This is a genomic window from Amycolatopsis eburnea (assembly GCF_003937945.1).
GTDB lineage: Bacteria > Actinomycetota > Actinomycetes > Mycobacteriales > Pseudonocardiaceae > Amycolatopsis > Amycolatopsis eburnea.
The window spans coordinates 14,247-36,921 of the sequence record NZ_RSEC01000058.1 but is presented as its reverse complement, the minus strand read 5'-3'; the positions used below and the strand labels follow the sequence as shown (position 1 = coordinate 36,921).

Here is a 22,675-nt window from a genome sequence, read left to right as displayed (position 1 = left end):
CCCAACCACACAAAATCCTACACGATTCAACACAGGATCTGCTGGGTAGATCGGGGTGAACTTCGGAACCGCAGGTCAGCCGGGCGCCCCCGGCAGCCGAATCGTCATCAACGCGCCGCCTTCCGGCGCCCGCGAGGCGTACACCGCGCCACCGTGCCGCTCGGCCGCGTGCTTCACGATCGCCAGCCCGAGCCCCGAGCCGGGCAACGTCCGCGCCTCCGACGAGCGGTAGAAGCGGTCGAACACCTTGGGCAGGTCCTCTTCGGCGATGCCCGGGCCGGCGTCGGCCACCTCGACGACCGCCGTGCCGTCGCCGAGCGGGTACAGCCGCACCCAGACCGTCGACTCCGGCGGCGAGAACTTCACCGCGTTGTCGAGCAGGTTCAGCACCGCGCGCTCGATCGAGCTGTTGTCGCCGGTGAGCACCCACGGCTGCAGCGACACGTCGAAGTGGATCTCGCCGGCGCGCCGCCGCGCCCGGTCGAGCGCCCGCTCGACGACGTCCAGCAGCTCGACGCGCTCGAAGCGCTCACGCGGCTCGTCCTGGCGCGCGAGCTCGACGAGGTCGCCGATGAGCTGCGTCAGCTCGTCGAGCTGGCCGCTGATGTCGGCGACGATGTCGGCCCGGTCGGCGTCCGGCAGCGGCGGCGCGCCCGGCTTGCTGGCGGCGAGCAGCAGCTCGAGGTTGGTGCGCAGCGAGGTCAGCGGCGTCCGCAGCTCGTGGCCGGCGTCCGCGACGAGCTGACGCTGGCGTTCCTGCGAGTCCGCGACCGTGCCGAGCATGGTGTTGAAGCTCGTGGTGAGGCGCGCGAGCTCGTCGTCGCCGCTGACCGGGATCGGCCGCAGGTCGCCGGTCTTGGCGACGCGCTCGGCGGCCGACGTCAGCCGCTCGACCGGGCGCAGGCCGGTCCGCGCCACCGCGGTGCCCGCCGCGGCCGCGACCAGGATGCCGGCGCCGCCGATGAGGAACAGCACCAGCGCGAGCTCGTTCAGCGTGCGCTTGGTCGGCCCCATCGACTGCGCGAGCACGATGGCTTCGCCGTGCCCGGTCGGCAGCGCGACGACGCGGCTGTCGGTGCGGAAGTCCGTCCGCATCGACTCGGCCGAGTCGCCGTTCGCGACGGCCAGCTCGTCCTGGCCGAACGGCGGCGCCGAGCTCGACAGCGGGTACGTCATCACGGCGTGCGCGACGTCGGGCGCGGCGCTGAGCTGCCCGATCTGCAGGTCGGCGCTGGCGAGGAACGCGCCGGGCACCTGCCGCAGCTCGGTCTGCACCTGCGGCGAGTCGGCGGCGGCCTGCGCGCGGGCCATCAGGCTGTCGTCGAGCTGCTGGTAGAGGTTGCTGCGCACGACCATGTACGCGCCGATCGACACCAGCGCGACGGCACCGGCGACACAAGCGGCGGCCAGCAGCGTCACCCGGCCGCGCAGGGAGAACCGGCGCGTCCCCCAGCGCGTGCCCCGGGGATCGCCGGGCTCGATCACGGCGGGGTTTCCCTCAGGACGTACCCCACCCCCCGCACCGTGTGGATCAGCCTCGGCTCCCCCTCGGCTTCCGTCTTGCGGCGCAAGTAGCCGACGTAGACCTCCAGCGCGTTGCCCGACGTCGGGAAGTCGTAACCCCATACTTCCTCCAGGATCCGGCCACGCGTGAGGACGTGCTTCGGGTAGGACAGGAACAGTTCGAGCAGGGCGAACTCGGTCCGGGTCAGGCTGATCTCCCGGCCGCCGCGGCGGACCTCCCGGGTGCCCGGGTCCAGCGTCAGGTCCGCGAAGGACAGGATCTCCGAGGCCTGCCCGTTCTGGGCGTCCGGCGAAGCGCGGCGCAGCAGCGCCCGCAGCCGGGCCAGCAGCTCTTCCAGCGCGAACGGCTTCGGCAGGTAGTCGTCGGCGCCGGCGTCCAAGCCGGACACCCGGTCGGAGACGGTGTCGCGCGCGGTCAGCACGAGGATTGGCAGGTCATCACCGGTGCTGCGCAGCCGGCGGGCCACCTCGAGCCCGTCCAGCCGCGGCATCATGACGTCGAGGACCATCGCGTCCGGCCGGTCGGCGATGATCGCCTCCAGCGCCTGCGCACCGTCGCTGGCCAGCTCGACCTGGTAGCCGTTGAACTCCAGGGACCGCCGAAGCGACTCACGGACGGCGCGGTCGTCGTCCACCACAAGGATGCGCATGGCGATAGTTTTACTCAGCGTGCTGAGACTCGCCTAAGAACACACACAGAACACACAAAGAGAATGCTCACTCCGGCGCCCGCGCGACCGGCGCGTTCCAGTGCCGCCAGAGCGCGACCATCCGCACGGCGACCACGACGGCGGCCGACACCACGGTGACCGGCCCGGCCGGCAGTCGCAGAGCGTGGCCGACGGCAACGAGCACCGACCCGGCCAGCGCGGCCACGGCGTAGATCTCCTTCCGCAGGACGAGCGGTATTTCCCGGAGCAGGAGATCGCGCACGGCGCCGCCCCCGATCCCGGTCGTCATCCCGATCAGGCACGCGGCGTAAACGGTCGCGCCGGCGTCGATCGCGATGGTCGTCCCGGCGGTGGCGAAGACACCGAGCCCGAGCGCGTCCGCCAGGAGGACGCCCCGCCGCAACCGCGCGACCTGCGGGTGGAAGGCGAAGACGACGAGCGCGGTCCCGGCGCAGACGGCGAGGTAGGGCCAGTTCCGCAGCGTCGTCGGCGGGTGGATGCCGAGCAGCACGTCCCGGATGACCCCACCCCCGAGCGCGGTGGTCAGCCCGACCACGACCACCCCGAAGACGTCGAGCCGCGCCCGCACGGCGGCGAGCGCCCCGGACGCGGCGAAGGCGACGAGCCCGACGAACTCAAGCGCCGTGAGCAGCATCTACTGGTCGAGCAGCCCACCGCGGTAGGCCAGCAGCGCGGCCTGCACCCGGTTCGCGGCCCCGATCTTCGAGAGCACGGCGGAGACGTACCCCTTGACGGTGGCTTCGGAGAGGTGGAGCCGCCCCCCGATCTCGGCGTTGGAAAGCCCTTGCCCGATGAGCGCGACGACCTCACGCTCCCGTTCGGACAGCGAGGCGAGCAGCTTCCGCGCGGGCTGAGCAGCGCGTTGTTCGTCCCGGTGGGACTGAACCATCCGAGCGGCCACCCCCGGATCGAGAACGGCCCCACCCCGGCTCAGATCCCGGACGGCCCGGAGCAGCGCGGCGGGATCGATGTCCTTCAGGAGGAAGCCGTTGGCCCCGAGCCGCAGCGCGAGGCTGACGTACTCGTCGATGTCGAAAGTGGTCAGCATGGCCACGGTGGGCGGATCGGGCAGGGCGAGGATGGCCCGCAGCGCGCGAATGCCGTCGTCAGGGGCCCGCATCTTGATGTCGAGCAGGGCAACGTCCGGGTGGTACCGCCGCGCGACCTCCACCGCGGATCTCCCGTCGGAGGCTTCGCCCACGATCTCGATGTCCTGGGCCCCGGACATCATCGCGCGCAACCCCGAGCGCACCAGTTCCTCGTCGTCGGCGAACATGAGCTTGATCAACGAAGCCCTCCGCAACAGCCAGTAGGAGGCGGCTCCCCGCGTCCCGTTAACGAAGGTTACCTACTGTTGTTCAGCAGTTCGAAACCAGACACGACCAGGTGACCGACTGGTCCGTCCAGGTCAGGTGCGGTGGGCTGTCCGGCGGGGTGTACCGAGCTGGCTCGGGCGCGAGGAGAACCACTCACCTGGGTGACGACGAGAGTCGGGCCACCCGCCGGGATCACCGATGACGACGAGACGCGCCCCGCTCCCACCAGTCGATTGTCTCGCCCTCGTCAGCCATGAGCTCGATGGCATGTGCGGTGATCTCGGCGCGCGAACCGGACAGCTCGCAGAATGTCCACAGCTTCCGCGTGGCGCGGTGGTACTGGTGGATCACCTCGTCGACCCTCTCGACCAACTCGGCGAGCCGCGCCTCGTGGTAGGCGGCGACCTTCTCACGAGCTGCCCGCCGCTCGCTCTTCGTGCCCATGCCGGGCACGCCACCGAGACCGGTTGTGCCTCACCGGAAACCCGGCTCACCTACGGCGTTTCTTGCTCTTTCCCTTGGCACCGCCGGACCGCTTCAAACCACCCAGCGGGTGCACGGTGCGGACCGGCCGAACCTGCTCGAACACCTCGGCCAGTTCGGCGAGCCCCACGTGATCCGGGTGGCCCGAACCGAGGATCGCTTCCGCCAGGTGCGCGCGTTCGCCGTCGGGCACCTCGATCAGCGTCGCGGCGGTCGCTTCCGGTCCGGCCGTCTCCAGCAGGACGAGGAACTGCTCGGCCATCCCGAGCAAGGCCTCGCGCCCATCGAGGCCTTCAGGAGCCAGCTCGCCGCGCTCCACCAGCAGTTGTGTCGCGATCGGTCCCAAGGCCGGGTCGGCGCGTAGGCCGTGCATCACCGCGTCACCGTCAGGAAGGGAACCGGTGAGAATTTCGAGCATGACGGACGCCCGCGTGCGGAACGGGCACTCGCGGACCGCGTCCAGCAGCAACGGCAGTCCTGCATCCCGGCCGCCGTGCGCGGCAAGCCAGCCGGTGATCTCCGCCGCGGCGGCGTCTTCGGTGTAGTGCTCCGCGACCACGCCGAGCACGGCCGCAGCGGTTGCGCCGGAAAGCTCGCCCACCAGGGGCGCGAACCGGCCTTCCCGCAGCAGCCGGGCCCGGACGGCCCGGGTGGCCAGTGGGGTGAGGGTGACCAGATCGACCGACGGGGCCTCGAGCGCGACCCGCAGGCGCTCCTGGACGTCCGGTGGGATTTCGGGGTTCTCCGGCACCAGATCCATGCTGAACATCGGGTCGGGCGGCCCCACGGTCAGGTCGACAGCGCCGAACTCGGCCAGCTTCGTGAGCAACCGGCGAAATTGACCCGCGAGCCCGTCCCGCCAGAGCGGCTCCATCGACGGCTCGAGATCGAGGTAGTAGTCCTCGGTACAGGCCAGCCACACAGTTTCGGCAATCCGGACCACGGGAATCGGCTCCGGCATGCCGTAGATCGTGTTGAGCACGTCCGGCAGCACGATGTCGAGGTTCTCGTCGAGCAACAGGGCGTAGCCCGGGGCCACAACGCTGTCCTTCACCAGCAGACCCGGTTCGGCGACCGCGTCGAACGCGGCTGTCCACAAGGCGAGCGCGTCCTTGACCAGCGGCGCCGCCTTCGCCACGCGCACCAGCTTGCCCTTGACCACCCGCACGAGGCGCGCGCGTTTGGCCAGCTCGAACAGGATGGCGAGGCTGGGCAGATCGGCGCTGGTGCGCACCGTCTGGACCTCGCCGGCAAGGTCCCGTTCGAATTCGTCGCCGGTGTCCAGCAGCGACACGAGCTCACGGGCGTCGGCGAGCTTGAGGGCACCGGTCCCGGTCAGCGCCCGGCCCTCACCCACCCACTCGACGAACTTTCGGAGCTTGATCACGAGCGAAGAGCGCTCCGCCGCGGCTTCGAGCTCCGAGTCCGGCGGCAGCGAGACCGGCAGCTGGGGAAGAGCGCGTTCGGGCTGCTCGCCCGCCTGCCGGGCGGCGATTTCCGCGAGGAGTTGGGCGTCGTAGGCATGCTTCCCCTCGCGCACCTCGGCGAGGAACGTGTTCATAGCGTCCGAGTCCTCAGCGTCGACACCGTTCCGGAGGGCGGTCATGACCCAGTACTTGCCGACACCGAAGTTGCGTTCATCGGCCATCGCGGCCGGGAACTCGGCGGCCGCCTTGGCAACCGCCCCCTCGAGATCCGCCGGCGCCTCGCTCATGGGATCTTCCAGCCCGGCCTCGTGCAGGTAGCGGAGGAAGAGCTGCAGCGTTTCGGGCACGAGAACGGCGTCGTCTGCGGTGGCCGAGAGCGTGCGCGGTACGTACGTCAGCAGGAAGTCCCTGACCAGCTCGCCGGTCCAGTAGGCAAGCCGCCCGTCGATCGAGGTGTGCCGGAACTGGAGCGCAGAGATCACGGCGTAGGGGTCGATCTCCCGGCCCCTACCGGCGGCCCAGGTGCTGAAGCGGCGGACCAGGAGGTCCTGCCCCGCTTCGTAGCCTTCGTAGTCGTCCTCGTCGTAGTAGGTTCGCACTCCGGATCCCATCGTCGCTTACCGACAAGGTAGTGACGGAAGCCATACCGGGAGCAGCGGGGCAGCGACCCGACCGGCCAAGCGACTCACGGCGGCCCGGCGTTCACCCACCTGCGGGCCTTGCTGACCTCGTACCGCATGTCGGGTAGGCTGCCCGGGGTATGCAAGCCCTCGTAGCTCAGGGGATAGAGCACCGCTCTCCTAAAGCGGGTGTCGCAGGTTCGAATCCTGCCGGGGGCACTTTGACGGACGGACCTCCGCCGGTCACGGCACCTCCAACAGCCGACACATACGGAGCATAGCGAGGTCGAACCGGCCACCAGGCTGGCTCCCCACCATGGCGGGCTCAGCCGATTGGCAGCTGAGCCGACCGCTCCAGACTCCCCGACGCGAGGAGCTTGGCACGAAGGTCATGCAGCGTGCTTTGCCCGTCGCGGTTAAGACGCCAGAACGTCCATCCATTGCACGACTGGCGGTCCATAACGAACATCGCGGCACGAGACGGGTTCGGGAACAACTCCCCCGAGGGAACACTTATCCTGCCATCCCGTTCGATCGTCGCCGAGTAGTCATTTCCCTTGTTGCGCCCGACAAGCTTGTCGCCCGACCTAAGCAATCGAGCAGCAAGCAATTCCGCGATCGTAACATCGTACCGGGCACGGGTACGACGAGCTACTCGGCGCTGAGGACTAACCGTCTTAGGAACCGTGAAACCCAACGTTTCAGGACGCCAAATGATCTCACATAGCTTTATGTAGAGCAACTGTCTTTCTTCGATAGATTCTTTTGTGAACTGGTCATAGTGTTTCATGAATTTTCTAAGATTATACTTGTCAAGAAATCTGCGATAAGCGGGAAACTTTGAGTAACTATGTTTGCTTAGCGACTTGACCAGCATGTTCTGGCGAAAATAATAGGGCAACTTATCAGTGTAGCTATCAGCATTATAGCTAGCATTGTCAGACTTCGGCAGCAATAGCAGACCGCCCAACCTGTTCCGCGTCGCCTTGAACGCTTGCGGCGTCTTCACTTCGACCTGATGACGATCGAACTTATTAGCCCAAATGTGTTCGATTTCATAGGGGTGTTCGCGATCCACATATGCGGGAAAGTCATTGCTGCCGTCACATTCGGCCTCCACGAAGGCTGTTACCCTAGCAAGGAGATACCTCACTTGCCGCGAATTATCCGGCTGCAGCCCAAACTTCACCATACCGGTGAACTCGTCGTCGAGTTCTGCGATTCGTCTCGAAAGCAAGGTGCGCAGCTCGCCCACAGACTGCGTTTTTCGGGCCAGGGGCACCAACTCGTAAATATCTTCGTCGAGGTCAGCCGGCTTACTAACGGAGCCGTTTACCAGCTTTCTGATGTACGTCAGATCCAAGAAATACGCGACCAGATTTGCCTTTTCCCAGAAGATCGACTCGTTGTCTTCCGCCTTAACTGCAGCAATGATCAGCAGCAGCTGTTTTTCCATTCCGGTGACCGCGTTATAGTAAACCGGCCGCAATTCAGAAGTGAAATTCATTGTCGCCCAAACAAGCGACTGATAACGCTGGGACAGTTTAGCGACGGTAACCTTCAAGAACCTTCGGTAATCCTCAGCCGTATGCAGTCCCATCTTGCCAGAATTGACCCGCACCCATTCGTGCGCCGCATTGTCGACCTCGTCACGCTCGGAACGATCGTTAACATCGGCATACTTCGCGAGCAGCAGCGTGCTCAGGAATTCACCCGGAACCCGGGCCCCCAGCGTTGACAGGTTGCTGAGCATCTCGCGCCATTGCGTATTGAGGTCTGTGGCATCCAAGCGAGCCATCTCGATGAGATGGCCTTTAAGGAGGTCAATCGGCGCCAGCCGAACGCCCCGATCATTCATCGTGACGAAGATTTCCCATCCATGCCGCTCACTCTCTGCCTTGATGCCGACCAGGCAAACCCGATTCAGGAACCAGTCGGTAAACGGGAGCAGGCTTTCCCCGCGAAGATCTTCCGGAAAGTCTTCCACGAGGTCCCGCGCTCGTTGCGCAAGATTGCGAACAGACGGACTCGGATTAGCAGGCAGGTCGTAGTCACGCCCATGAACCAGCGCTTCGAGCAGTTCCCTCCGCTCGGACGCGTTGACGGTGAAAGTTGTCTCGCCGTAGTTGACAGTCCAGATTAGATTCGCGACCTTTGTGGCATCGACCCGCTCCTCGGCTTCGTCCAGCAGTCGGTACAGGTGAATTAGCAGCAGGTGCAGGGATGTCATCCGCTGCTGGCCGTCCACCAGGACGGTGTTGTCATCCGCTTCAACGTAGACGTAGGGACCAAGGAAGTACGGCTTATAAGTCGCAGTCTCCTTCCGGCCATCACCGGTCTTGCGCGACGACGAGAAGCTCTTATACAGATCGAGTACCAGCGTCGCGACGTCTTTGCGCTCCCACGTGAACTCACGCTGGTAGTTATCAACCCGGAAACTTGCGCCGGAAAAGAGCTGGTGGACGGTCTTCGAGAATCCCTGAATCGGCGCGTCCGGCATCTACAACCCCTCGATCAATTACGTCAGCGTCAAGACATAACACATCAACAGCTCATCACCCATCCGCTGTTCGGGTGACGTGCGACTCCGCAGATTGCCAGATCAAATCCGGTAACCAGGTTCTCGACCCGGACGGCCCGGCATGGACATCATGCACACAGATGGCATGCTTGGTGGCTTGAACTGGCTGCCTCTCCTGCCCGTCTCTGCCGAGCAGATCAACGCCTTCCTCCCCGGCGAAGAGCCGGCGCGCCTCGTTCGCTGGCGACGGCTACGTTGCAGTCGCCGTACCTCTCGACCTGTATCGCACGATCCCGTTCCGAACCCAAGCTGCTCACACGGCCGTCCCGTGATCGATGGCGGCCTCGTAGAAGGCGTCCGCGAGGGCCACGATGACAGCGCTGATGGCAGGCCCGTCGCTGAAGAAGTAGTCGGCCATGGTGTTGTGGGCCTCCTGGTTCTCAACCACGGCCTCAATGACTGCCGCCTGGAAGTCCTGCGACTCCATGAACTGCTTCTTCGAGTTCACCTTGGTCTGGTTGATCAAGTCCGGGTAGGCGAGCAGCCGCTGCACCAAGCCCTGCACAAACTCTCGGACCTGCGACCCAGTGAAGGACTCGGCGCCGAAGAGGTCATTCATCTTGTCGATGACGACCTGGAGTGCGACGTACTTCGGTTCCTTCCGGGTGCCGGTGCCCGCGGCGCTGATCCCCTTCAGCTCACCATCGCCGGTCAGCGAGATGTCGACCGCAGTCCCCTTGGTGTGCTTAACACCGACCAGGACCACATCGGACAGATCGACCTCCGCGGCCCAGGATGAGTCTGCGATGACCTTCTCCAGGAGCCGCAAGAAGATCGATAACATCTCCATGTAGGCATCGCCGTAGTCGACGATCTGGCTCATGAAGTCGTAGAGCCGGACGAGGGTGGAGACGTCCTTGCGGAACAGGTCCAGGGTGTTGATAGTGACCTTGTCGTCGGCCTCGATCGCGGCCGCGTAGCGGCGAGCGAACTCGTTCTTGGCTGGGCTGATCGCCGCCGAGAGCGCATTGTTGCCCTTCCGGGTGACCCACAGTTCGGCGACCTCGCGCACGTGCTCTGGTGCGTAGATCCCAGCCTGGGCGAGCTTATTGGAGAGGTGGAAGACGGCGTACGGGTCGGTCTCTGTTTCCAGGGTGGCGTTGGTGAAGTACGGCTCGAACGCAGTCCGGATCTCCTCGGGCTTGTTCACGAAGTCGATAACGAACGTCTTGCGCTTCTGCTCCCCGCCTGCAGTGCGATGGGTGCGGTTGAGCCGCGAGAGCGTCTGCACAGCAGTGACCCCGGAGAGCTTCTTGTCGACGTACATCGCCGAGAGCAGTGGCTGATCGAACCCTGTCTGGTACTTGTTGGCGACCAGCATGATCTTGTACGTCGCGCCTTTGAAGGCACCGGCCAAGTCCGAGCCGGCGCCGGGGTTCATGTTGGCTTCGGTGAACTCGTCCTCCTTGCTCGGCTGCGGCCCCCAATCCGAAACCCACTCCTCGTCCTCGGCCATCGTCACCGAGCCGGAGAAGGCGACCAGGGTGCGGTAGTTGTACGAGGCGTCCTTGGCGGCCCGCTTGGCGATGTAGGCGTCGATCGCCTTCTTGTACTTCACCGCGCTCTTGCGGGAGTCGGTCACGACCATCGCCTTAGCCTTGCCCTCCAGCAGATGGGCGACGTTGGCGTGGAAGTGCTCGACGATAATCTGCACTTTCTGGCTGATGTTGGTCGGGTGCAGCTTCACCCACCGCATCAGCCCCTTACGCGCCGCGGCCTCGTCCACCACCACGTCACCGTCGCCGCTCTCCGCCTGGCCGGCGATCTTCAGCGCGGTGTCGTAGGACTGGTAGCCCTTGAGCACGTCGAGGATGTAGCCCTCCTCGATCGCCTGCCGCATCGAGTAGAGGTGGAACTCGATCGGCTTGCCGTCCGGGCCCTTACGGCCGAAAAGCTCCAGAGTCTTGTTCTTCGGCGTCGCGGTGAACGCGAAGTAGGAGATGTTCTCCGACTCAGCCCGCTCGGTCATCTCCGAGGCCAGGACCGACTCGACAGCGACGGAGCCGCCCTCCTCGATCTCCTTGACCTCCTCAGCGGTCAGCACGGCCTTGAGCTTGGATGAGATCTGCCCGGATTGCGATGAGTGCGCCTCGTCTGCGATCACCGCGAATCGTTTCCCCTTTAGCCCCTTGTCGGCCCGGATCTCGTCGAGTGCGAACGGGAAGGTCTGCACCGTCACCGCGATGATCAGTTCCCCGTTCTTCAATGCGGTCGCCAGCAGCCCGGACTTCGACTTGGCCCCCGCCTTGCGCACGTCCTCCGGACTGATCGTGGCCACGATCTTCCCGGACCCGTCGATCTGCCGGATCGCCTCCTGCAGCTGCCCGTCGAGCACAGTGCGGTCGACGACCACGATCACCGAGTCGAAGACCTTCTCGTCGTTCACGTGTAGCCGTGCCAGCCGGTGCGCGGTCCAGGCAATGGTGTTCGTCTTCCCCGACCCTGCCGAGTGCTCGATCAGGTAGCGCTGACCCACCCCCTCCTCACGCACCGCGGCCACGATTTTCGTCACGGCCTCCCACTGGTGGAACCGGGGGAAGAGCATGCTCGTACGCCGCACGGACGTCCCAGTCGCGACGTCCCACTCTTCCTTGGTCTCCACAATCATCAGCCTGCCGATAATGTTGAGCCAGGCGTGCTTTTCCCAGACGCGCTCCCACAGGTACGCCGTCGCCGACCGCCCACCCTCGCCGGGCGGGTTCCCCGCGCCACTGTCGTGGCCCACGTTGAACGGCAGGAAATGCGTCTTCTCACCCTCCAACTTGGTGGTCATAGCAGCCAGGTCGTTGGAGACCGCGAAGTGCACCAGCGCCCGGTGCCCGAACGACAACAGCGGCTCCGGCCGCCCGTTGGTCAGTGGGTTCCGGTTCTTGCGGTACTGGTTGATCGCGTCATCGAGCGACTGGGTGAAGTCAGTCTTTAACTCGACGGTGGCGACCGGGAGCCCATTGATGAAGAAGGCTAGGTCGACGCTGCGCTGGTCAGCAGTGGAGAAGTGCACCTGCCGCATCACCCGCACCCGCATCGCAGCGAACTGCTCGTTGGTGGTCGCGTTGAGACTGGTCTCGGGGCGGAACTGCGCCATCTTCAGTCGGCCGCCACCGATATACTGCACGCCGTTGCGCAAGATGTTTAGCGTACCGCCACCGTGTTCGAGAGGCTTGTCGAGCGCAGTGGTCAGCACGTCGAGGAACTTCGCCTGCGACCCGGCAGCCTTCAAAGCCTTCTCGTACGCCGCCTTCTGTGTCCCCTCTATCCAGGCGAACAGGTCCTCGGAGAAGAGCGCCCGCTCCCGGTCGTACCCGGTGTCATCGGCCGAATAGAGCCACCCGTGGTCGGCCAGGGACTCGCAGATCTCGGTCTCGAAGACACCCTCATGGTGGTCCGCCATCACACCCTCTCCCGCACGTCGATCTGTCCTGTTACCGCCGCCGTGATCAGCGCTGACCTGCGCTCTCTCGAAAGCTCAATGAACCGCTCGGTCTCGGCGATAAGCGAGTCGATCTTCGCAGTCTGCTCGTCAAGATAGGCGACGATGCGCGCCTGCTCACTGAGAGGCGGCAGTGGCAAGACGATCGCCCGGACATCGCTAGCTGCCACCTTGTACGTGCCGACAGCTGTTCGGGCCCGAGTCCCGATCTGCGCACGAGTCGCTGCGGAGTTGAACGCCCACACGAAGAACTCGGGAAGCATCGAGGCACCAACCCGAAGGCGGATTAGCAGGTCAGGATAGATGTACTCCTTGTCATCGAACTCTGATCCGACCAGACCCGCGCGGCCAACAAGATTCACATTTCCGTTTCCCCGAACGAGCAGGACGTCACCGGCTCGCAGCCGAAGGTCGTTCAACCTTGGCACTGAGGCACGGTCGACGAACTTCGTTACGTTGGGTCCCATGCTGACTCGTCCGTCCCGGACCGCACCCAACGACAGCGTTCGTAGATCGCCGACTGAGCTGGCCTCTGGCGATATGCCATTCGAAGGACCGAAGGATAGCAACCGCTTAGTCGCGACAGCTAGCCAGCCGACAGGCAGAACAGGCAGCCAAGGGTCGCCCGTCTGAACCAGCTCGGCTTCTAGGCCATGGGAAAGCGCCCGATCGACGACAGCGTTGCGCCGCTCGCGGAGCAGCCCGATCAGGCGCTGCTGCTCCTCGATGAGCGTGTCGATGCGCGCGGTCTCACGATCGAGGTAGCCAGCGATGGCACGCTGCTTTTCCGGTGACGGCAGCATGACGGGGAGAGCGCGAATCGCCGACACGTTGATGCGGCGAAACGTACTTCCAATCATCGCCGACTCGATTGCGTGGACCGCTTCCGCCCCCACCAGTGCGTATCGGAGGAATGTAGGATCGACGTCCGAGGTTCTGCGAAGAAGGACCGTTTCCTGGCCGATAGCGAACTCAGGGACACCTGGTGCTACCTCTGATACAAGGCCCACCGACACGTTGCGAACGAAAAGCAAGTCGCCGACCCGCGGTGCACGGTCTCCCGCTCGCAGGTGATCAAAGAACTCCTGAGTCGTGTAGTTGCAATCGGACAGGTCCACATACGGACCTTGGCACTCTCGGATACTCGCGACCGGGAAACGGCGGTCGTCGTCGACGAACTTCGCAGTGACGTGAGCGCAATCGATGACGTCAACGAGTCGCCTGAGTGGAACCGTTTTGGTCATCCCTCCACCTCATGGAGCAGGTCGAGGATCTTGGTGATCTGCTTCTCCAGGTCGGCGTCGATCTCCGCGAGAGGACGCGGCGGAGCGTATTTGTGGAAGTGGCGGCTGAAGGGGATCTCGTAGCCGGTTTTGACCTTAGCCCAGTCGATCCAGGCGTCAGAGACATGGGGCGTCACCTCGGCGTCGATGTACGCCTGGATCACCTCGGCCTTACCAGCCGCACCAGCGGTCGAGTCGCCGTAGCTGAACGGGACGTTCTCGGTGTCACGCTTCTTGGGGTCCGGCTTGGGCTTGCCCTTGCGGTCGACGATGGGGTTACCGTCATCGTCGAGAAGGGGGCGTTCGACAGTGATAGTCCAGTAGCCAAACTCGTCGTTACGCAGCAGCTTGGAGTAGTCGGGGTCGGCGTCGGCGAAGTCGGCGTACATACGCACGATCTTTGCGCGGTCATCCTCGCTGAGCTCACGATTCTTAGAGCCGAGACTCTTGCGCATCTTGGTCCAGAACGCGGTGCCGTCGATGAGCTGAACCAGGTCCTTGCGGTCAGGGTGTTTGGTGTTGTCGAGAATCCAGATGTAGGTGGCGATGCCGGTATTGAAGAACATGTTGGTCGGCAACGCGACGATGGCATCGACCAGGTCGTTCTCCAACAGCCACTTGCGGATGTTGGAGGGGCCGGACTCGGCGGCGCCGTTGAAGAGCGGCGAGCCGTTCATCACGATGCCAGCCCGCCCGCCGCCGTCCTCGGGGGCACGCATCTTGTGGGCCAGGTGGAGCAGAAAAAGCATCTGCCCATCCGAGGTCGACGGGAGGCCGGGGGCGAACCGGCCGTAGGGGCCGGCTTCGTCGCGCTCGTTGGTGACCGCCTTGGCGTACTGCTTCCAGTCGACGCCGTACGGCGGGTTGGACATACAGAAGTCGAACTGGCGGCCCTTGAAGGCGTCATCTGTAAGCGTGTTGCCGAAGGCGATGTTGGTCGCATCGTGGCCCTTGGCTAGCAGGTCGGACTTGCAGATTGCATACGACTGCGGGTTGTATTCCTGGCCGTACAGGCTCAGCTTCGCGTCGGGGTTCTGTAGGAGTAGGTGCTCCTCTGCCAGGGCGAGCATGCCGCCGGTACCTGCGGTGGGGTCGTACAGCGTGCGGACGATGCCAGCCTCGCTCAGATCGACGTCCTTCTCAGCGAAGAGCAGATCGACCAGCAGCCGGATCGCGTCCCGCGGTGTGTAGTGGTCGCCGGAGGTCTCGTTCGCAGCCTCGTTGAACTTGCGGATGATGTACTCGAACGCATCACCCATGTCAGCGTTGGAGACGACGTCCGGATGTAGGTCGACGCGCTTGAAGGACATGATGACCTCGCGCAGGAGCTCTGCCTTCTCCAGAGCGAGGACCTCCTTCTTGAAGTCGAAGTACTCGAACACGTCGACATCGGGTGAGAACCGGTCGATGTAGTCGGTCAGGTTGTCAGCCAGTCCGTCGGCGTCAGCGAGGAGGTTGGCGAAGGAGTAGTTCGAGGTGTTGAAGAACGAGCGGCCAGTCGCCTTCTTGACCTCGATCCTGAGTCGGTTCGGGTTGTCGTACTTCGCCGCCAGTTCGCGCACTATGTCCCGGTCGGGTTCGAGGATGCAATCGAGGCGACGCAGGATCGTGAGCGGAAGGACCACGTTGCCATACTGGTTAGGGCGGTAGGGACCCCGAAGCTGGTCGGCGATCGACCAGATGAAACTACCGAGGGTGCTCACAAGGCTCCTTACGAGGCTCACTCGACGCTGAATGTCGGCCGCCCAGCGCGCGTCCGTGCACGCCGCCTGGGCAAGCGGTGCACAGTCTGCAGCTGCTGGCACGTCACACAAACATCATTGCGTATCCCAACTCTGCGCATGCCCATAGTTACATCTACGCAGGTCAAGGACGGAATGTTACTACTACACATGAACAGCTTCCTCGAGGCTGGCGACATACCGCAGGGTCACCCAAAGTAACTTATAGCATACTATTAGTTGATCACGGCGTTACTGTTCGGCGTTCTCGCTTGACCGAACACCGAACACCTGAGATGATCGAACCATGCCCGTCGATCGGCGCCGAGCCATCGATGCCGTGATCGCTGCGTTTACCGCTGTTGGCGTTACGGCAGCAAGTTCGGCGGAGGACCTCGCCGCCAGCCTCACGGTTGAGGTAAATGGTGTGCGCTTGAACATCGACGTCGAAGTTGCCGCGACCGTGACGCCGGAGTCTCTGACGAACCAGCTTCATCTGCATTCCGACTCGAGTCTTCAATCCGTCCCGGCTCGCCTGCTCGTCGCTGATCGGATCGTGGCAGCCGCCCGCGAAAGGCTCCGGGAGCACGGCTGGAGCTGGCTCGACTTGCGGGGCCACTTGCATCTTTCCGGCCCAGGTGTACTGGTCGATACCGCAGTCCCTCCAGCACCCGACCTCCCCCGCCCGGTCGATCTCTTCGCTGGCAAAGTCGCTCTGGAGGTCGCCTGCGCTTTGCTCCTCACCCCTGGACGTCCGGGGTCAGTACGCCAACTCGCGCGAGAACTAAACCGGTCCCCCAGCTCGGTCTCCGTCGTGATGAACTCGCTACGAGAAGCTCAGCTAATCGACTCCGAGGGGTTGCCGGTGGCGCCGGAGCTGTTCTGGGAAGCAGCGAGCGCCTGGCGACCAGCAAAGACAACGGTGGCGCGTGTGGCGCTCCTTGCCGACGCCACGATCGCAGGCGCGTTGCACACTGGCTGGGATGAGCCGCTGACCGGCGTCGGCTGGGCCTTGACAGACACGATGGCGGCTGCCGCCTACGGCGCTCCCGCCGGTGTCCGGGCCGGCTATCCACCGGACTTCTACGTCCCCGACACGACGACGGCACACAGGGCCGAAACCCTCCTGGGCGTGCCGACATCCGACGCCGCCCGCGGGGCGACCATCCGGATCGCGCCAGTACCCCAGGTGTGTTCCCTGAGGTTCCCGGCATCACCGGATGGGCCGCCGTGGCCCCTGGCACATCCACTGTTCGTGGCTCTCGATCTGGCCGCCGATCCCGGCCGCGGCCGGGAGATCCTCGAAGGATGGAATCCACCGCAAGAGGTAACGCGTGTCTGGTGATCGACCCGGGGTAGTGGAGCTCTTCGGTCCGGTCACGGCGTCCCTGGTCCAGGCACTCCCGGAGATCGAACGGCGACTCGCTCGAAGGATCACCGTGGTCGGCGGCCTCGCCGTCCTGTCCCGTCTCGGTTCGGCCGCGCATCGGGTGACCAGTGACGTCGACACGGTCAATCGGCGGCTCGGCGGGGAACCGGGTCAGCTCGATGTCCTGCTCGCCACCGGGGCTACCGCAATCGACGGAGCGGGCGCGATGGTCGCCACGCCCGCCGGCGATGTTCGGGTGGATGTGCTCGAAGTCAGCGAGGAGCAGCTCGACGATCTCCCCGAAGATCCGACCGATCGGCTCTACCTGCTCAGTCACGACTGGGCCCTACGTTCGGCGACACCACTGCATATCCGTGCCGTCGGCGGGGGCACCACAAGTGAACACACCGTCCAGGTCGCCGAGCCGGGACCGCTCGTCGCGACAAAGTTGCAGGCGCTACCGAACCGGGCACGCGACAAGGAAGCGACCGACCTGCTCGACATCGTCCGGCTCGCCCTCGACGACGAGACCGGACCGGTCGTCCGCGCGCAGCTCACAGCCGCCGATCTCGTGCTGAAACAGGACGCAGCGCTGCACGTCGACCGGTGGTTCCGGGCGGCCGCCGAGCGGAGCTTGCGCCTCATCAGGACAACACCCAGTGGCTCCGACACCACGCCGGACACGGTCGCCCTGGTCGGCGAACTTCTCCTCGCTTCAATCGCGCACTGAGGACATTCAGACGGTGCCGGCGTTGAGTTGGCTCGGGATGCCGCGCGACATGCCGAGCCAGCTCGTCGTCCTACGCCGCGACGATGCCGAACGGCAGTTGCAGCTGACCAGCCAGCTCACCCGCAGCCAAGTTAGCCGCGGCCGTCAACGTCACGGCGAGGCGACGGGCCTCGTCCTCGGTCAGGTGCCAGCCCTGATTGGTCGCTCCCTTGCCGCACCAGATCCGCGGCGCGTCCTCGCGGACGCCTTGGTCGAGGCTCACGACCGCGTACTCGGGCTGCCACCCCAACCCCGGCCCCATCTCCTGGGCATCCTCCAAGGTCAAGGGCACCTGCTCCTCCCAGCTGGAGAAGTGACGACGGTCCGGGCCGGCGTCGCGATCGTCGTGTAGACCGTTGCACCACTGTGGGCAGGGTGTCGCCAGCCAGAACACCGGCCGCGAGCAGATTGCGGCATCCTCGCCGGAGCAGGCGATCAGATCTGGCGCGCCGACCTGCGTCAGGTCAACTCGATGAAGCGGAACGCGTCCGCAGCGGACGCAAGTATGTCCTTCGCGCTGCGCCGCATCGAGCGCGCTCAGATCCACCTCGGGCACGTTGCCCAACAGGGCCTTGTTCTTCATACCGTTCTCCTTCAACGCGCTTGACGTAGACAGATGGTCGAGCAATGCAGCGGAGCGACACGCCGTACAGGCGTCGCACAATCGAGTGGTTCCTTTCATGATCGCGCCGCAGATTCCGTATTAGGGGGTGTCGACCTCCCCGACAAGGAAGGCAAGCAATGCCTGACCATCAGCGGTCGCTCACCTCGCTGGAGATCATCGAACGACGCTTCAACGAGCTGACCGCGCAGCCGACAGCACTGTCACTCGACGGACGCGTCATCGGATTCGGCCTCCCCGACCGGCCGATTCCCCTGGACGAGCTCCGGATCACCCTCCTCAAGCGCCAGACCAGCAACCACGTGAAGAACGCGGTCTGGAGCGAGGTCGTGCGACGCGCACAGGAACAGGGCGATCCCTGGACCACGGCGGCACTCGGGTTGATGATGCCGGGCCTGAAGAAGGTCGCCGGCAGCATCGCCCGCAACTTCCGCGGTGACATCGCCGACTTCGACGCCGAGATCGTCGAAGGTTTTCTCCAGGCACTGAACTCGCTGGACCCCGACAAGCCGATGCTCTACTCGTCACTGCGGTTCATGGCCCACCGCTACGGACTGGAGGCTCGCGGAAAGGAAGACCGGATCAACGGAACACGCTCCACGTACGACGAGAGCACGTTCGTCAGGTACCGAGCCCGGACAACCGGACATCCGGACCTCGTCCTGGCGCAAGCCGTCAAAGACGACACCCTGACCGAAGACGAAGCCAGCCTCATCGGACGAGTACGGCTCGACGGCGAGGGCGCCGCATCCGTCGCCCACGAACGCGGCGTCTCCTCCTACCAATTCCGGCAACAACTGTCACGAGCCGAGCGACGACTGACAGAATCCCTCACTCACCATTCCGCCGCGGCATGAACCCTCTGGTGGTGTCGGCGGCCAAGTCCGGCCGCCGATGCCACCAGCGATGAAGGCTTCTCGGCCTCTCATCCCAGAAGGCACCGCCACGAGTGATCGACCTGCGCGCACGGCGCCCACCGCCGTGGCACCCGGAAGATTCTTCGGTCGTCGCGGCCTGCCGGAACTGGAGTGCCGGCTCGGCGTAGGCTCTCCGCATGCTCGGCTTGGAGAAGTTCGACCTCGAAGAGATCGCGGGGGCTCTGGAGGACCAGACCGACTACGAGCACTTCCACCTGGTCGACCCGCGGACGGGTGAGATGGGGTACTGGACCCGGGAAGGCGGGATCGACGGCGAGCACCCGGTCGACCTCGACGAGCTGGACCTGATCCCGATCCGGCCCCTGCCGTCCTACGTCTGGTACGAGGACATGGCGGACTTCGCCGACGGGATCAGCGACGAGCGGGCAGGCCGTCGGCTGGAGCGGGCCATCCGCGGCCGGGGTGCGTTCCGCCGCTTCAAGGACGAGCTGCACGAGGAGTACCCGGAGCTTCTCGAGTCCTGGTACAAGTTCCGGGACACGCGCGCGCAGCGTCGCGCCGTCGAATGGCTTGCCGACAATGCGCTCGTCGACCGTGAAACCGCCGCCCGATTCGTCGCCGAGCTCCCCGACCCGGACCTTCCCTGAGCGCTACACACACGCTCAGCCGAACAGGCCGCGGATGTCGTCAGCGTCCAGGCTGCCTCCGAACGCGTTTCCCTCGTCCATGACGCCGGCGAACAGCGCGGCCTTGCGGGCTTTGAGTTCCATAACCTTCTCTTCGATGGTGCCCTTGGCGATCAGCCGGTAGACCATGACGTTGCGGGTCTGGCCGATCCGGTGCGTTCGGTCGATGGCCTGGGCCTCGGTCGCCGGGTTCCACCACGGGTCGAGGAGGAAGCAGTAGTCGGCCTCGGTGAGGTTGAGCCCGAAGCCGCCCGCCTTGAGGCTGATCAGGAACACCGGTGCGGTGCCGCTCCTGAACTTCTTCACCACTGCGGCCCGGTTCCGGGTTTTGCCGTCGAGATAACAATATTCGACGTCGGCGTTCTCCAGGTTTTGGCGCACGATGTCGAGGAAGCCGGTGAACTGGCTGAATACCAGGGCACGATGTCCGCCGTCGGCGACTTCCCGCAGCTGTTCGAGCAGGGCGTCGATCTTCGCGCTGGGGATGTTCGCGTGTTTCTCTTCGATCAGCCCGGGATGCAGGCTGAGCTGGCGCAACAAGGTCAGCGAACGCAGGATGGTGAAGCGGTTTCGGTTCAGGTCGTCGATCAGGCCGAGTACCTTTTGCCGCTCACGCTGCAGATGAGTCTGGTAGATCTTGCGGTGCCGCGGTGCGAGGTCGACTTCGAGCACCTGTTCCTGCTTCGCCGGCAGGTCCGCGGCGACCTGTTCTTTGGTGCGCCGTTTGACCAGCGGCTTGATCCGGCGGCGGAACCGGGCGAGCAGGTCGGTGTCGTCCTGCTTTTCGATCGGGCGGGCGTAGTACCCGGCGAATCGGGCCGGGTTGGGGAACAGTCCGGGCGCAGTGATCGACAGCAGCGACCACAGCTCCATCAGGTTGTTCTCCATCGGCGTTCCGGTGATGGCGAGTTTGAACGGCGTCGCGAGCCGGCGCACGCACTGGTAGATCTTCGACTGGTGGTTCTTGGCGAACTGGGCTTCGTCCATGATCAGGCCGGACCACGAAAGCTCGGCGTACTCGTCGAAATCGAGCCGGAAGAGCGTGTGTGAGGTGACGACGACGTCGGCGCCCGCGACCGTCTCCGCCAGGGTGCTGCCACGCCGCCGCATCGTGTCGCCGACCGTCACCACGGACAGTTCCGGCGCGAACCGGGCGGACTCGGCTGCCCAGTTCGAGACCACACTCGTCGGGGCGATGATGACAAAGGGCGCCGATGCCGGGTCGACCCGCTTCGCGTGGCAAATCAAAGCGAGGGACTGCAGGGTCTTGCCCAGGCCCATGTCGTCGGCGAGGATGCCGCCGAGCTGGAACTTCCAGAGGAAGGCCAGCCATTGGAAGCCTTCCAGCTGGTACGGGCGCAGCTGTGCGTCGAGGGTGGCAGGCGGCTCTGCCACATCGTCTTCGTCGATCGAGCGCAGTGCGGCGAGCTGGCGTTGCCAGGCCGTGGCCTGTCGGCCGACGACCCCGAGCGCGGCCAGCTCGTCCCACAGGCCGACCTGGTAGCGGCTGATCCGGAGTGAGTCGCCGTCCCGGTCCTGCAATTCGCGGGCTTCCTCGATCAGTTGACGCAGTGTCCGCAGTTCCGGCTTTTCGAGGGAGAAGTACGCGCCGTCGTCGAGGAGCAGATGCGACTGGCCGGTGGCCAACGCCGCGAAAACCGAGGTGAAAGGGACTTCCCTGCCCTCGACGCTGATCGTGATGCCGAGGTCGAACCAGTCCGTCTCGCCCGCGATGTCATCGGTCGAAATGCTGACCGACAGCGAGTCGCCGGCTTCGCGATAATCGGCGGGGCTGCCGCTGACCTCGACCGCGACATCGGGCAGGTCGGTCAGCAGGGGCAGCAGCTCGGTGGTGAATCGCATCGTTTCGATGCCGCGGAGCACGACGTCGGACGCGGTCGGCGTCAGGCCGAGCTGCTCCGCCGGGAAGTCGAGGCGGGCGAGAACGGCGCGTTCCCGCTCGGGGTCGCGGAAGCCGTCCTCCGGCCGGGCCGGCGTCAGTGGAGCCCGTACCCGGGACTCGCCGACCTGGTACGCCCACTCCCAGCCGAGTTCCAGGGCGTGACCGTCGTGATAGAACGCGTTCAGCGTCAACGTCGGCGCGGAGATCGCCGGCGGTACAAAGGTTTCGTCGGATGAGACGACCGGCGCGATGTGCCGCAGCCGCGGGTAGTACTCGTCCCGGAAACGGGAGACCTGGCCGGCGGGAATCTTCAGGCGCTCGTCGGCCAAGAGCATGCGTTGCAGCCGGGGCGCGGCCGGGGTCGCCAGCCGGGCGAGCCGGATGTGCCAGCGACTGGGATCGTTACCTGCCTCGGCATCCGCCCGATCGGTGTAGACGAGGCCGTGGCCGTCCGCACCGAGGAACCGCACCGGGACGACGCCGGTGTTGCCCTCGATGGTCAGCGTCGGAGCCACCGCGAGCGAACCAGGCTCGGTGTCTTCGGTGACGTCCAGGCACAGCTCGGCGGTCTTGTACGGTTTCACGTCGCCGAGTGCTTTCTTCGCGTGCACCAGGCGAATTCCGGCAGCTTCCACTTCGTCGAGGATCGGCCAGAGGCGGCTGCTCTGGTAGTCGGTGAGGTCGATCGACTTCACATCCGAATAGGAGTAGTAGCCGGTACTCCGGTCGTTCGACCGGTAGACCGCGTAGAGCTCGCTGAGCACCCGCACCTGGGCGGCGCGGTAGCCCTGGTAGGTCAGCGTACTCAGCTTGCTCCAGCTCAGGGCAGCGCCGACCCAGCCCGTCCGGCCCGGCTGCGCGAGCCGGGCGGACACCGCCGGCGTACGGGCGTCCGGGGACAGCGACAACTCGATCGCCAGCGGAATGGCTTCCTGGCTGTGCGACGCCCCGGCAGCAGGGGTTCCGAGGAGGGCACCAAGAGACTGTTCCCAGCTCGGCGTCTTCCCCGCGAGACTCGTCCTCGTGACCGGCGGCTGGTCGGCCCCGATGGCCGCGATCACCAGTGCCGCGACGTGTTTGCAGTTGAAGCCGACCGGGCAGCTGCATTCGCCGTGCTCGAACCCGTAGGGCAACCCGTCGACGGACTCGAAGTAGGCTGACGTCTCGTAGACTTCGCCCCGGCCCAGTACCTTTCCGTGCAGCGCGTTGTCCCGGGAACTCCATCGGCTGCGGAGGACCGCGTTCCGCCGCGCGTAGTCGAGGCCCCGGACGTAGAAAGTGCTGCCCACCACTGCTTCGAGCTCGTCGAGGTCGATGTCGAGCGTGGTGACTTTCTCCATGGTGGACAAAGTAACCGCAAGCACCGACAAG

16 protein-coding genes and 1 tRNA gene are annotated in these 22,675 nt (G+C 65.1%); 5 read left to right on the top strand and 12 right to left on the bottom strand.

Annotation, left to right across the window (positions count from 1 at the left end; all coding sequences use genetic code 11):
* Positions 1-75: 75 nt before the first annotated feature.
* The 6 genes from EIY87_RS25580 to EIY87_RS25555 form a co-directional block, all read right to left on the bottom strand.
* Positions 76-1,485 carry a sensor histidine kinase gene (locus EIY87_RS25580; protein ID WP_125312438.1) on the bottom strand — a complete coding sequence of 470 codons (1,410 nt, stop codon included), beginning with the start codon at positions 1,483-1,485 and terminating at the stop codon, positions 76-78.
* A complete protein-coding gene (locus EIY87_RS25575; RefSeq protein ID WP_125312437.1) occupies positions 1,482-2,174 on the bottom strand; it encodes a response regulator transcription factor in 693 nt (230 codons plus the stop codon). The genes EIY87_RS25580 and EIY87_RS25575 overlap by 4 nt, the downstream gene beginning before the upstream one ends.
* A gap of 67 nt (positions 2,175-2,241) precedes the next feature.
* Positions 2,242-2,850 carry a trimeric intracellular cation channel family protein gene (locus EIY87_RS25570; RefSeq protein WP_125312436.1) on the bottom strand — a complete coding sequence of 203 codons (609 nt, stop codon included), beginning with the start codon at positions 2,848-2,850 and terminating at the stop codon, positions 2,242-2,244.
* Complete coding sequence (locus tag EIY87_RS25565) at positions 2,851-3,504, bottom strand: response regulator (RefSeq protein WP_013230063.1); 654 nt, start codon at positions 3,502-3,504, stop codon at positions 2,851-2,853.
* A 220-nt stretch (positions 3,505-3,724) separates the two neighbouring features.
* Entirely contained in the window at positions 3,725-3,976 is a 252-nt protein-coding gene (locus tag EIY87_RS25560) for a hypothetical protein (protein WP_125312435.1), read from the bottom strand.
* A 46-nt stretch (positions 3,977-4,022) separates the two neighbouring features.
* Positions 4,023-6,041 carry a hypothetical protein gene (locus EIY87_RS25555; RefSeq protein WP_125312434.1) on the bottom strand — a complete coding sequence of 673 codons (2,019 nt, stop codon included), beginning with the start codon at positions 6,039-6,041 and terminating at the stop codon, positions 4,023-4,025.
* Between the two features lie 167 nt (positions 6,042-6,208).
* On the opposite strand from EIY87_RS25555, the gene EIY87_RS25550 reads away from it, so the two are divergent.
* A tRNA-Arg gene (locus EIY87_RS25550) sits at positions 6,209-6,281 on the top strand.
* 106 nt (positions 6,282-6,387) lie between these two features.
* Here EIY87_RS25550 and EIY87_RS25545 read toward each other — a convergent pair.
* The 4 genes from EIY87_RS25545 to EIY87_RS25530 all read right to left on the bottom strand — a co-directional run bounded on the left by EIY87_RS25545 (position 6,388) and on the right by EIY87_RS25530 (position 15,059).
* On the bottom strand, positions 6,388-8,562 hold the full coding sequence (locus tag EIY87_RS25545; protein ID WP_125312433.1) for a GmrSD restriction endonuclease domain-containing protein: 2,175 nt from the start codon (positions 8,560-8,562) through the stop codon (positions 6,388-6,390).
* Positions 8,563-8,896: 334 nt separating this feature from the next.
* Positions 8,897-12,034 carry a type I restriction endonuclease subunit R gene (locus EIY87_RS25540; protein WP_125312432.1) on the bottom strand — a complete coding sequence of 1,046 codons (3,138 nt, stop codon included), beginning with the start codon at positions 12,032-12,034 and terminating at the stop codon, positions 8,897-8,899.
* On the bottom strand, positions 12,034-13,317 hold the full coding sequence (locus tag EIY87_RS25535; protein ID WP_125312431.1) for a restriction endonuclease subunit S: 1,284 nt from the start codon (positions 13,315-13,317) through the stop codon (positions 12,034-12,036). Before EIY87_RS25535 ends, EIY87_RS25540 begins: the two co-directional genes overlap by 1 nt.
* Complete coding sequence (locus EIY87_RS25530; RefSeq protein WP_125312430.1) at positions 13,314-15,059, bottom strand: type I restriction-modification system subunit M; 1,746 nt, start codon at positions 15,057-15,059, stop codon at positions 13,314-13,316. The genes EIY87_RS25535 and EIY87_RS25530 overlap by 4 nt, the downstream gene beginning before the upstream one ends.
* Positions 15,060-15,384: 325 nt before the next feature.
* Here EIY87_RS25530 and EIY87_RS25525 point away from each other — a divergent pair, with 325 nt between their 5' ends.
* Positions 15,385-16,422: a transcriptional regulator gene (locus EIY87_RS25525; RefSeq protein ID WP_125312429.1), complete on the top strand. Its 1,038-nt coding sequence runs from the start codon at positions 15,385-15,387 to the stop codon at positions 16,420-16,422.
* Between the two features lie 13 nt (positions 16,423-16,435).
* A complete protein-coding gene (locus EIY87_RS25520; RefSeq protein WP_148106214.1) occupies positions 16,436-17,176 on the top strand; it encodes a prevent-host-death protein in 741 nt (246 codons plus the stop codon).
* A 70-nt stretch (positions 17,177-17,246) separates the two neighbouring features.
* Here the strand turns inward: EIY87_RS25520 and EIY87_RS25515 are convergent, their stop codons facing one another.
* Positions 17,247-17,798, bottom strand: coding sequence for a DUF6907 domain-containing protein (locus tag EIY87_RS25515; protein ID WP_125312427.1), 552 nt, complete (start codon positions 17,796-17,798; stop codon positions 17,247-17,249).
* A gap of 158 nt (positions 17,799-17,956) precedes the next feature.
* Here EIY87_RS25515 and EIY87_RS25510 point away from each other — a divergent pair, with 158 nt between their 5' ends.
* A complete protein-coding gene (locus EIY87_RS25510) occupies positions 17,957-18,694 on the top strand; it encodes a sigma-70 RNA polymerase sigma factor region 4 domain-containing protein (RefSeq protein ID WP_125312426.1) in 738 nt (245 codons plus the stop codon).
* Between the two features lie 197 nt (positions 18,695-18,891).
* Entirely contained in the window at positions 18,892-19,362 is a 471-nt protein-coding gene (locus EIY87_RS25505; protein WP_125312425.1) for a UPF0158 family protein, read from the top strand.
* Between the two features lie 15 nt (positions 19,363-19,377).
* Here EIY87_RS25505 and EIY87_RS25500 read toward each other — a convergent pair whose 3' ends face one another.
* Positions 19,378-22,644 carry a DEAD/DEAH box helicase gene (locus EIY87_RS25500; protein WP_125312424.1) on the bottom strand — a complete coding sequence of 1,089 codons (3,267 nt, stop codon included), beginning with the start codon at positions 22,642-22,644 and terminating at the stop codon, positions 19,378-19,380.
* Positions 22,645-22,675 lie beyond the last annotated feature (31 nt).

What these genes read in the sequence shown, in the direction of transcription:
- EIY87_RS25575 (WP_125312437.1), bottom strand. Translation starts at nt 2,174, where the DNA reads ATGCGCATCCTTGTGGTGGACGACGACCGCGCCGTCCGTGAGTCGCTT.
- EIY87_RS25570 (WP_125312436.1), bottom strand. Translation starts at nt 2,850, where the DNA reads ATGCTGCTCACGGCGCTTGAGTTCGTCGGGCTCGTCGCCTTCGCCGCG.
- EIY87_RS25560 (WP_125312435.1), bottom strand. Translation starts at nt 3,976, where the DNA reads ATGGGCACGAAGAGCGAGCGGCGGGCAGCTCGTGAGAAGGTCGCCGCC.
- EIY87_RS25545 (WP_125312433.1), bottom strand. Translation starts at nt 8,562, where the DNA reads ATGCCGGACGCGCCGATTCAGGGATTCTCGAAGACCGTCCACCAGCTC.
- EIY87_RS25540 (WP_125312432.1), bottom strand. Translation starts at nt 12,034, where the DNA reads ATGGCGGACCACCATGAGGGTGTCTTCGAGACCGAGATCTGCGAGTCC.
- EIY87_RS25535 (WP_125312431.1), bottom strand. Translation starts at nt 13,317, where the DNA reads ATGACCAAAACGGTTCCACTCAGGCGACTCGTTGACGTCATCGATTGC.
- EIY87_RS25525 (WP_125312429.1), top strand. Translation starts at nt 15,385, where the DNA reads ATGCCCGTCGATCGGCGCCGAGCCATCGATGCCGTGATCGCTGCGTTT.
- EIY87_RS25515 (WP_125312427.1), bottom strand. Translation starts at nt 17,798, where the DNA reads ATGAAGAACAAGGCCCTGTTGGGCAACGTGCCCGAGGTGGATCTGAGC.
- EIY87_RS25510 (WP_125312426.1), top strand. Translation starts at nt 17,957, where the DNA reads ATGCCTGACCATCAGCGGTCGCTCACCTCGCTGGAGATCATCGAACGA.
- EIY87_RS25505 (WP_125312425.1), top strand. Translation starts at nt 18,892, where the DNA reads ATGCTCGGCTTGGAGAAGTTCGACCTCGAAGAGATCGCGGGGGCTCTG.
- EIY87_RS25500 (WP_125312424.1), bottom strand. Translation starts at nt 22,644, where the DNA reads ATGGAGAAAGTCACCACGCTCGACATCGACCTCGACGAGCTCGAAGCA.